The sequence below is a fragment of the Cysteiniphilum sp. genome, from assembly GCF_057495195.1.
On sequence record NZ_JBXTEF010000065.1, the window covers coordinates 1 to 10,638 of the forward strand.

At 37.0% G+C, this 10,638-nt stretch carries 9 protein-coding genes; 4 read left to right on the forward strand and 5 right to left on the reverse strand.

The window, feature by feature from the left end; genetic code table 11:
- Window positions 1–38: 38 nt before the first annotated feature.
- From ACY10D_RS05525 to dgt, 4 genes are all read right to left on the reverse strand, one after another.
- A complete protein-coding gene (locus tag ACY10D_RS05525; protein WP_486999769.1) occupies window positions 39–1,319 on the reverse strand; it encodes a hypothetical protein in 1,281 nt (426 codons plus the stop codon).
- A gap of 19 nt (window positions 1,320–1,338) precedes the next feature.
- Complete coding sequence (locus ACY10D_RS05530) at window positions 1,339–2,175, reverse strand: N-formylglutamate amidohydrolase (RefSeq protein WP_486999770.1); 837 nt, start codon at window positions 2,173–2,175, stop codon at window positions 1,339–1,341.
- A gap of 100 nt (window positions 2,176–2,275) precedes the next feature.
- The gene (gene recF / locus ACY10D_RS05535) at window positions 2,276–3,382 is read right to left on the reverse strand and encodes a DNA replication/repair protein RecF (RefSeq protein ID WP_486999771.1); all 1,107 of its coding nucleotides are present in this window, start codon (window positions 3,380–3,382) and stop codon (window positions 2,276–2,278) included.
- Window positions 3,383–3,395: 13 nt separating this feature from the next.
- A complete protein-coding gene (gene dgt, locus ACY10D_RS05540) occupies window positions 3,396–4,760 on the reverse strand; it encodes a dGTP triphosphohydrolase (RefSeq protein WP_486999777.1) in 1,365 nt (454 codons plus the stop codon).
- 269 nt (window positions 4,761–5,029) lie between these two features.
- Between dgt and ACY10D_RS05545 the strand changes: the two genes are divergently transcribed.
- The 4 genes from ACY10D_RS05545 (at window position 5,030) to ACY10D_RS05560 (ending at window position 9,104) form a co-directional block, all read left to right on the forward strand.
- The gene (locus ACY10D_RS05545) at window positions 5,030–5,512 is read left to right on the forward strand and encodes a hypothetical protein (RefSeq protein ID WP_486999772.1); all 483 of its coding nucleotides are present in this window, start codon (window positions 5,030–5,032) and stop codon (window positions 5,510–5,512) included.
- A gap of 114 nt (window positions 5,513–5,626) precedes the next feature.
- Window positions 5,627–6,088 carry a hypothetical protein gene (locus ACY10D_RS05550; RefSeq protein WP_486999773.1) on the forward strand — a complete coding sequence of 154 codons (462 nt, stop codon included), beginning with the start codon at window positions 5,627–5,629 and terminating at the stop codon, window positions 6,086–6,088.
- 25 nt (window positions 6,089–6,113) lie between these two features.
- Window positions 6,114–6,434, forward strand: coding sequence for a hypothetical protein (locus ACY10D_RS05555; RefSeq protein WP_486999774.1), 321 nt, complete (start codon window positions 6,114–6,116; stop codon window positions 6,432–6,434).
- A 198-nt stretch (window positions 6,435–6,632) separates the two neighbouring features.
- Window positions 6,633–9,104: a TcfC E-set like domain-containing protein gene (locus tag ACY10D_RS05560; protein ID WP_486999775.1), complete on the forward strand. Its 2,472-nt coding sequence runs from the start codon at window positions 6,633–6,635 to the stop codon at window positions 9,102–9,104.
- 51 nt (window positions 9,105–9,155) lie between these two features.
- Here the strand turns inward: ACY10D_RS05560 and ACY10D_RS05565 are convergent, their stop codons facing one another.
- Entirely contained in the window at window positions 9,156–10,379 is a 1,224-nt protein-coding gene (locus tag ACY10D_RS05565; protein ID WP_486999776.1) for an IS256 family transposase, read from the reverse strand.
- Window positions 10,380–10,638: the final 259 nt, after the last annotated feature.

Below are 10,638 nucleotides of genomic sequence, written 5' to 3' on the forward strand. Positions count from 1 at the left end.
ATTAACACAATAAATTATGGATTGGCAACTCGTAAACTTTATTTTTGATTATTATTCAACCCTTGATTCGCATTAATTATATTAGATAGACCATTACCAAATAAAAAGGCTGAAACCGTCGTCTGTGCTGAGACGCCTAGCTGATGTCCTACAGGCACTAAAATAGGCAGAGTAACTGCAGCTTGCCCTGATGTTGATGGAATTAAGATATCTAAGAGCATTTGGATAAACATCATGATATTTGCAGAGATCACCCCACTACCAAAACCAAGTAAATGACTTAAGCCATAGATTATTGAGTCAAGAATCATTGCTTTTTTTAGCAGAATATCAACTGCTCCTGCCATTCCAATCAAAACAGCAGCTAAAACCATTTTGCGCATTCCTAGTACAAAGGCTTCTGCTGCAACACTTGGTTTTAACCGCGCGACTACTGCAATTAAAATCGATAAAATAATATAAAAAGAGCTTAATTCACTGGTGTTCCATGCCCAACGATGCTGCGCATAGATTAAAAATGCAATTGCCACAATGATTAAAACAAGCAGAGACACGCTTGTCATATCTAACTTCTTAGACTCATTATAATCCATTGTAACTGGCGTGATACTTTGTTTTTTTACATAATGTAAAAGATAGCCACAACCTGCAAACAACAAAACCAAATAAACACATAAGCGAAATGGAATACCACTTAAAACAGGAATACCAGCAATCGGTTGCGCAACAGATAATGCAAAGGGGTTAGTAACTGATGCAATATAACCAAGTTTAGCTGAGATAGCAACCACCGCAAGTCCAACTAAATTAGATAACCCAAAGCGCGCCATTAACGCTACAATCACAGGAATAATAATTAGGTATTCAGAGATTAAACCAACAAAGGTACTTCCTAAACTCAAAATGACCATCAATGACAAAATCAGTAGATACAAATTAGCTTTGGTTAGTACCAATAAGCGATCAATACCTTTTTCTATAAGCCCTGTTTCTTGCAATACACTAAACATTCCACCAATGATAAGTACCATCACTATGAGGCTTGAATAAGCTTGAAAACCTTGTGGAATGGCTAGAAAAACATCTAGTATGCCAAGCCCTGAAGCATTTTGCTTTGTATGAGTTGAAAAAAGATTCATCCAACTAAAATGCGAATTTGCAACTGAAGCATAGCTGTTTGGAGTAATATTTTTGCCACTATATGCAAATGTTCCTGAGGGAATCAAATAGCTTAGGATTAAACATAAAAATAGCACAATAAGCATTAGCAAAACTGGATGCAGAAGCTTCTTGCTCCCATCATTTTTCTTAATAGACATCACCCCTCCTACTCAATCATTAAATCTTACGCTTAACATAATCTGCTAGCTTTTGGCTTAATACGCCTAGATTATATTGCAAGGTAGAAAATCCTTTACTTCTGCTATAGTTAACTTCATCAAGATATAACGCGCGATTAATCTCAATTTGCACACTATGCATATGTTTACTCGGTTGACCACAACTTCGTACAATATCACCACCTTTATAAGGATCATTGTAGCTGACATTATAACCTTGTGATTCAAGCGTTTGAATGCATAGTGTTACAAATTCTTTCTCACTGCTAAGACCCTCTGCATCGCTAATGACAAAATCAGCTCGTGGCTTTCCAGCATCAATATTCATTTTATTGCCCTTGGATTTCATCGAATGACAATCAACATGATAAACACAACCAAACTCACCCTTCTTACCTTTAAGCAATGCATCTAACATTTGACGATAAGGCACATAATATTGATCAATTCGCTTATACACTTCCGATACTTGGAGCTTTCCACTATACACTGGCTGATTTGGCAAGGCATAACGCCTAATCAACCCCATACCTCTTTTGGAGTAATCTGTTGGTTTAATATCTCTCGTCCATTGCCCTTCAATCAAACCTAAATCGACATCGGTCACCGCTCTGTTAGGATCGATAAAAGCGCGCGGAAAAGAAGCGGCTAAAATGGTTGCACCATATTTCAAAGCATCCCGCCATAACTCATCAACATACCAATCACAACCACTTTTTAATGCATCAAGACTAGCACAGCTTTTAAACTCGATAGGAAAAATAAACCCACTATGTGGTGAGTCAAATACTAAAGGTATTTCTTTTCCAAATGGCATATTGATAGTATACGGCACGCCCGCCTCCTGTATTTTTTCTACATAATTTGACACATATTGTATTTCTAATCGTTTGGAATGAAAAGAAAGCACAACCATATTATTACCGTGATTTTGGTTAGTACAATTTCTCCATTTTTTCACAAACATTATCTTTTAACTGAAAATGCGCAAACTCAATACCGTTTAATAAGCTTTGTAAATGCTCGAGCTTAATTGCTGTCATAATAATTTGTGCATTAATATGCATCAACTTATTTAGCACTTTTTGTAAATGCACTTGATCCAGTTCTGAGTGGAGATCATCTACAAGATAAATACAACCGGTTTGATGTTCTTTTGAAAAAATCTCACCTTGCGCTAACTTCAACGCTGATATTAAAATCTTCTGCTGTCCACGCGAGAGAATATCTTGCGCTGGATGCCCTTTAATCTTAAAGCGCAAATCCGCGCGATGTACACCATGACTTGTGACCCCTGTTTTTGAATCACTGACATAACTTGATGTCAATACTTCTCTTAAGCTTTTATCTTGGGACCAACCACGATAATAACTCATATCAATAGCAAGATCACTGTTAAACTCTTTAAGAATTGTCATCACTTTAGGCATTAAAATCTCAAAGTACTCAAGTCGAGCTTGATCTAAACTTTCTGATTTAGCAACAAGCTCTTGATCTAGAATCTCGATATAGCTTAATGGATAACCTTGCTTTAGTGCCGCATTACGTTGCTTAATCAAACGCTTTGATTGCTGCCATAACGTTAAGAATTCAGGTTTGTGATAAAAAGCACCCCAATCTAGTAATTTTGAGCGTTGTTGTGCGCCACTATTGATTAAGCTAAAGCTCTCAGGGTTAAATAATTGCACAGGAAGTGCGCGCGTTAACTGTGCTTGTGATTGCGCATCCTCACCATTTAATTTCACGATACTTTTACTGTGTTTATCGCGCATACTCGCAAGCGTCTTTTCTTCTGAATCACTTAATTCATAACCACTATAAAATTTAGCAAACAGTTGGAAATTATCCTTGTCATGTTCAATGATTCGCGCAAGCTGCGAGCTTCTAAAAGAGCGTCCCATTGATAAAAAATAAATCGCCTCCAAAATAGAGGTTTTGCCACTACCATTTTGCCCACAAATCATATTTACACGTGGATGCAGTGCTAATGAGGCATTGGCTAAATTACGAAACTGAAAGATATTAAGTGCACTTATATACATAAACGAAAAAGGCTTAAACCGGTTTAAAAATGCTCTGAGCAGATGACGATGTTAAACGATTATGTAGCTCAATTGCATAGCGATCGGTCATGCTTGCAATAAAATCACTAATCACCCGCGCGCGATTAATCTGATCATCCGAATCAAAGGCATAAAAAATCTCACCGACATCTTCAGGCAAAAGGGATGTCTCTCTCTGTGAATTAATTAAGATATCAAATAATGAAGAGATAATTTCACGCCCTTGATAACGCACAACATTCATCTTAGGTGAACTAATCACCGTAAAATAGACAAAAAGCTTTAATACCTCCACTTGCTTATAAACATCTGCTTCCAGAGAAACCGAAGATAATACCGGACAAACTTTATCATAATTAAGTGATACATGTGAAATACAGTAATGCACAAGATTAGAGGTAAATTTCGTACGTAAATAACTTGAATTAGCTAGCTTTGTTGCCTGCTGATAAACATCATCAAACTTAGCATCAAAATCAATAATCCCTTCAAATATTGATTTTAAAATTGCTTTAATATCGGCAATTGACAAATGAAGTCCATCCAGTTCAGCTTGCTGCTGTACTTGTATAAGCACTTTTTCTTCGGCATTAACCATTGATAATGGATCTAAAAAACCACCTTTGAACGCATCCTCAATATCATAAGTCGAATAAGCAATATCATCCGCCAGATCCATAATTGAGCACTCTATCGTCTTAAACTTGCGGTTATGTAAAACATCATCAGGGTAGCCAAAAAGCACATGCTGTTTAACCTTCTCAACCATTGCTTTTTCACTAGCGTAATACCCTTTTATCGGTCGATCACTTGAGCTGATAATATAATTTGGGATCTCCTTATCATACTTAAGGGTTGCTGCTAATGTGCGATGCGTTAAATTCAAGCCAAAACGATTATCTTTACCAGAATGAATGGGGCCATCACCTTTAAACACTTTTTTCTCTGTTTTTGCTAATAATCTTAGCGTTTGCGCATTGCCTTCAAAACCACCAAACTCACGCATTTTAGCATGTAATGCTTTCTCACCATTATGCCCAAAAGGTGGATGCCCAATATCATGACATAACGCTGCTGTTTCAACTAAGTCGGTATCTAAATCCAAATCAAAACGTGAGTTTAGTCCTGTTGCAATCGATTTGGCAACTTGCGCCACTTCAAGCGAATGCGTTAAACGATTTCTAAAAAATTCACTCTCAGAACAAGGGAAAATCTGTGTTTTCCCTTGTAAGCGTCTAAAAGATGCTGAATGAATGACACGTGCATAATCACGACGAAAGGCAGAAAAATGGGCTTTTGGATGTGACTCATACACACCACGATAATAATCTTTTTCCTGATAAAGTGATCTTTTTATCTTGTTTGACATAACTGTCAATATTTCCTGTTGTTAACTTAATTTCTAAAACAGTGGCAGTTTAACTGATTACTTGTGCTTTTCACAGCGCTTCGTGCACTGTCAAACGTAGTATTCACGTTTTTTTGTTTGTTATTACTTTACAAAAGTAATAAACCTAAGTAATAATGTGCACGTTGCTGTATGAGTGATTGTTAATTCGATGCAGTTGATTAGTTTTTAGATAAAAACCCAAAGGAAAGTAATCAATAAATAAAGGAGCATAATTTATGAAGAAAGTTTTAGTTGTAGCATTCACAGTAGGTGCATTGTTATCCACTTCAGCTTTTGCTGCTGAGGCAGGTAAATCTGAAGTTGTTGTTGAAGCAAAAAGCATTCTTGGTGATCTAAGCATGAACCAAAAGATTGTCATTTCAGCTGCTGACGTTGCTGCAGGTAAAGACAAAACTTTTGATTTGGCTGAATTTTGCACATACACCAATGATAAAAATGGCAAAGTAACGGTTGATGTATCAAATAATGAGAAGAAATTTGCGGTTGTCGGTACTAAAGGTGAAGGTGAGCTACCTTATACCCTTGTGATCAATAAAACACCTGTCAAATATGGTAAGAATGAAGTCGTTGTTGATGCTAATGATTTGCCATCAGGTTGCAAAACCAAAGAATCCGTTTCTATGACATTTAAAGGTGCTGATATTCGCAATGCAAAAGCTGGGACATATAACGCCTCTTTGAATTTAAGTGTTGCGTAACAACACATATTCAATTAAATTTTTCAGTACATAAATAAAAGCGTAAGGGATATCTTTTTGAATATCCCTTTTGTTGTTTATAAGCTTATTAAACCAGTCAAAAGGAATAAAGCCATGAAATTAACGCGCATAGTTGCAGGTCTTTTATTATTGATAACAACCATATCTTCAGTCTTTGCCGGTGCTGTGCTTGATGTTGTTAAACCTGACATTGTCATCAACCAAAAAGTAAAACGTGATTATATTCCACTAACCAATATTGGCAATGAAAGCGGTACTTTTATTGTACAAGTCAAAAACGTCACTGACCCTAAACATATCATCACTTACAGCAACAGTGAGCTAAAAAAACTTCCTGTTATTATTAGTCCTATATTAATCCGTAATTTAGGCGCTGGTAATAATAAGCGTATTTCCGTGCGTGCAAAGGGTAAGATCACTGAACCAATGAAACTACAATTAGTAATTAGTCAATATAAAAAGTCAGCTGATGATAAGGCTGAAATTGCCGAAGATGCAGCAGGTATTGATGTTCAAGGCTCCATCCATTATATTGCCAACATTACAATTAGCTAATAATCAAACAAGTACGGGAGGTTAGATGACAACTATAAGCAGATACCTTGCTTTTGTTTTGCTTATCTTCGTGTTTATCCCCGTAACACTAACTGCCTATCAGTTTAAAAACAACTCTAAACACTATGAGCGTCCAGCTAAAAAAGAGCGAAAAAAACCTCGTTTTGTCGTTGGCAATCTCGCACTTAATGAAAAGATTGTTATCAGTGCAGATATGATCACTAAGGGTCGGGATCAAATTATTCCTTTAGGCACTTTCTGTGCTTATCACAAGGGCAATAATCGATTTCCTTTACGCATTACCACAAATGAAGGTGGATTCATTGCTAAGGGATTAAATAACTAAGGCAATCTCCCCTATCAAATTTTAATTAATAAAGTAGTGATGCCTTATAATCAAATTCAAAGTATTCAAACAAATAATCATAAATTTAATGAATGTCAACTGTATGAAAGCATTGCCATTAAGTTCTCTAAATATACGATTCAAAATGCAAAGGCTGGCCGTTATCAGCTATCATTGATTCTGCAAAGCAGATAAATTATGGCTACTTGTCAGACCTATTTCAGCAAGAAGAAAATAAAGCACCTTTCCATATGTCTGGCTTTGTTATTAAGTCACTGTCTAGTTATAGGCATGATACCCAAAACAGCTGCTGCATCCGATTTACCGCCTGGCTTTGAAGATTTTATTGAAGATGATGAAACCAGTCTTGTGACCATTGTCTTTGGTAAAGAAAAATTAGTAGAAACCACTGCAACGTTTAATGATGATGAAATTACTTTTGATGAGCCTGATCTTATTTTACAAAAACTTAAACCGTATATCGCAAAAACTGCCCAACATTTGCTACTAGAGGAAATATCATCACCACAAAAAACCAATGCCAAACGTAATTGTAGCAATGGTCCCAATTGCGGCTTTATTCGCCCACAAACATTAGGCGTTATTTTTGATCGCAATAATTATCGCGCGCAACTTTTTATTAATCCTAAATACCTTCTAGCACAAGATGCTGTTCCTGCCAAATTTCTACAAGACTCAACGGCAGGATTTGGCACGCTAAATCTATTTCAACTTGGTGTTTCAGGTAATAATGATCAAAATCACTCGATAGCATTAAATCACAACGGTTACTTAGGTTATGGTAACTGGCATTTAGACTACAAGGATAACTTCACCTATTCTGTCACCCCAGGACAGCCACCAATTAAGCAATTTCAATTTCGTGATTTTGATCTAAATTGGCGCCATAAGCAATACCACCTATCGCTCGGCTTACAAGATACAGTAGGCACAATGATCATCCCAAGCTTGCAAATTGCGGGTGCCAGCTTGCAAACTAATCTTGAGCTTCTGACTAACTTAAATGAGCAAATTGCCACACCGGTTGAAGTTAATATTATTGTGCCTAGTTATGTTGATGTTTATCGTGGTAATACCTTAATCGATACCCAATACTTTCCACCGGGAAATCACTTTCTTGATACACGCAGTTTTCCATCAGGCGCTTATATGCTGCGTCTTGAGACACGCACATTGACCAATCAAACCTCTAATAAACAAGTTTATTTTATTAAGACCAATGCCCTGCCACTTTTGACTTTACCTAATTACTATATTAGCTATGGGCGTTTGGCTGAGCTTGTTTCTGGGACTATTTTCCCTACATTAACCGATCTTAATGTATTGACTTTTGAAGCCAAACAGCGCTTAAGCAAGTCTTTTGGTATTGGTGAACACGTAACAGTATTTAACCAGCAAGAAGCCATTGGCGAATTTATGCTAATGATGGAGCTATCACATTTAAGCTTTTATAACTCATTTGCTGTGAGTAATTTTGGTGATTTGGGTCTTGCTTTCTCTGTTGCGGGTAACGTATCAGGTGTGACATTGAATACTTTCTTTCGGCAAATCTGGGTTAAAGAAAATAAAAGCAGCTACATTAATCAGTATTTTGAAGACACTCAAACAAGTAACACAAACATTGGCACATCGTTATCTTTTAATTGGCATGATATTAATTTCACAACTTCACTAAGCTATGCTTATGTCGATAATAATTTCCAACATGATATTGGTTTTGGCGTCTCTAAAACGCTGAGCTTTGGAGATAACAATCACTTAACGCTTTCATTATCTTTAGATCACTCAGCAAGCAACAAAAGCGCCTTCTTACAATTAACATGGAGCTTTGGTGCTCAAAGTGGTTGGTATATGGTAGCAGGTCTTGAAGGCCAAGTAAGTCAACAAAGTGAAAAAGAAGTACAAAGAGAAGAAAATATTAAACTCAATATTGGCAAGGAGTTTGCAGGCAGTAATTATCACAATGATTTAGGCATTAGCAGCGAGATGAATCGTAATACCCAATACTATTCACAATATGCAAGTACTAGCAATCGTTATTTTAATTCATTACAACAGCTTAATTTGGCACAATCAAAGCATGATAAATCTGTCATTAGCTACAACATTCAAACATCAAGCTCACTTGCTTACACACCAATGACCAACTGGGGTATTAGTGGCTCAGATAATCGCAGTGGTGTGCTTATTTATGTTAATGCAGATATCCCTAGCAAATATACCATCTATGTTGATGGCAAAGAAAATGCCGTCATCGATAATAATGAAAGTTACTTTGTACCGATGTCGGTATATAAAGAGCATAACGTACAAGTTCAAGCACATGAACTGACCCTAAGTGTTCCTCATAATGATCGTGATGTGACACTTTATCCAGGTAATGTTGAGACCATTACACTTAACGCCAAACCTGCTGTTTTAATTATGGGAAACTTTGTTAATACACAAGGAGAAATACTGAGTTTTGCTAAAATAACGGGCGGATTAGAACCCAGTGAAACCGATGGCGATGGTTTTGCGCAAATTGATGTCATACTCGGGGAGAAACTTACCCTTGAAACCAAAGATGGACAAACATGTACAGTCAACTCTAATGATTTAGAGGCAGAAGATGGCATTGCCTTTCAAGATGAAATCATCTGTGAATAGTTTTTTTATTGTTTTTTAGGCTAAGGAGACTGTTCACTCAACTGTGTCACCCTAAAGCTCAAGTTTTAACCGTTCAGGAAAAAAGATGTTGAGCTGTGAAACGGTTGTTGCCCAGTTTGCCACTGGCATCGTCCATTTCTTTTTAATGTGCTGGTAAGCACAGTAAATGAGTTTAACTAAAGCTGTTTCTGAAGTAAAGGCTCCCTTTGATTTTGTGTATTTTCTCACTTGTCGATGAAAGCCCTCTACTGCATTTGTGGTATAAATAATACGTCGAATATCAGGGTGATATTTAAAGTATGCCGACAAACTTTCCCATTTATCTTGCCAAGATTTTAGTACCAACGGATATTTCTTTCCCCAAGTATCATCTAGCTCAAGCAAAGCATGCTCAGCAAGCTCTAGCGTATCAGCCTTATAAACACGCTTTAAATCGGAAATAAATGCTTTTTGATCTTTACTAGCAACATATTTCAAGGAATGACGTATTTGGTGTATGACACACAACTGTATCTCCGTTTGTGGAAAAGTGGCAGCTATTGCTTCAGGAAAGCCCTTAAGTCCATCAACACAAGCGATAAGAATGTCATCAACACCGCGCGATTTTAATTGATTTAATACGCCTAGCCAAAAATGCGCACCTTCACTCTCAGCAATATAAAAGCCTAAAATATCTTTCTGACCATGCTGATCAATGCCCAAAACATTATAAACCGCTTTAGTCACTACACGCCCATTTTCCCGAGCCTTAAAAAACATGGCATCTAAATAAACAATGCTATAAATCGACTCTAACGGACGATTACGCCATTCAGTGATCGTTGGTATTAATTTATCCGTTATCTTGCTAATGAGTCCTGTAGAAACATCCATACCATACATATCCTGTAAATGTGCACAGATATCCTGATAGCTCATGCCTAAACCATATAAAGCAAGTACCTTTTCATCTAAGCTTTCATTTAGAATTGTCTGGCGTTTTTTAACAAGTTGAGGGTCAAAGCTACCATCACGATCTCGCGGTGTTTCTAGCTCGAATTCGCCAGAGGAAGATTTCACGGTCTTTGTTGATTTACCATTGCGTCTATTGTTGTCACTCTGCTCAAGATGATCTTCAATTTCAGCCTCTAAGGAGGCTTCGATAATACGCTTAATCAAGGGAGTGATCACACCATCAGAACCTGTTAAAGATTGACCAGATTTTAGTGCTTTTATTGCTTGTTGCTCAAAGTCAGCGTAGTTAAATTGTTCGGAAGTATGTTTATTTAGCGTCATTTTTTTATCCATTATTTTGAGCGTAATGCGTCCAATCTTAGCGAATCAAAAAATAAAAGTCTTTAATTCTCTTCGCCAGAGAGGCAGGGCTGCAAACCAAGTTTGCAGCCTCTGCTAAGCGTGTCATAAACCTCACAACCATCAAGGACTACTCGCAACACGTTGCTGCGTTCCTCCTTGACAGTTGCTCTGTTTATTCTAGCAATAACACACTACATCAATATTAAATTTAAATTGACACAGTTTTATGAACACTCCC

Excerpts from the sequence above, each read along its gene's own strand:
- ACY10D_RS05525 (WP_486999769.1), bottom strand. The coding sequence starts at position 1,319 with ATGTCTATTAAGAAAAATGATGGGAGCAAGAAGCTTCTGCATCCAGTT.
- recF (WP_486999771.1), bottom strand. The coding sequence starts at position 3,382 with ATGTATATAAGTGCACTTAATATCTTTCAGTTTCGTAATTTAGCCAAT.
- ACY10D_RS05545 (WP_486999772.1), top strand. The coding sequence starts at position 5,030 with ATGAAGAAAGTTTTAGTTGTAGCATTCACAGTAGGTGCATTGTTATCC.
- ACY10D_RS05550 (WP_486999773.1), top strand. The coding sequence starts at position 5,627 with ATGAAATTAACGCGCATAGTTGCAGGTCTTTTATTATTGATAACAACC.
- ACY10D_RS05555 (WP_486999774.1), top strand. The coding sequence starts at position 6,114 with ATGACAACTATAAGCAGATACCTTGCTTTTGTTTTGCTTATCTTCGTG.
- ACY10D_RS05560 (WP_486999775.1), top strand. The coding sequence starts at position 6,633 with ATGGCTACTTGTCAGACCTATTTCAGCAAGAAGAAAATAAAGCACCTT.
- ACY10D_RS05565 (WP_486999776.1), bottom strand. The coding sequence starts at position 10,379 with ATGACGCTAAATAAACATACTTCCGAACAATTTAACTACGCTGACTTT.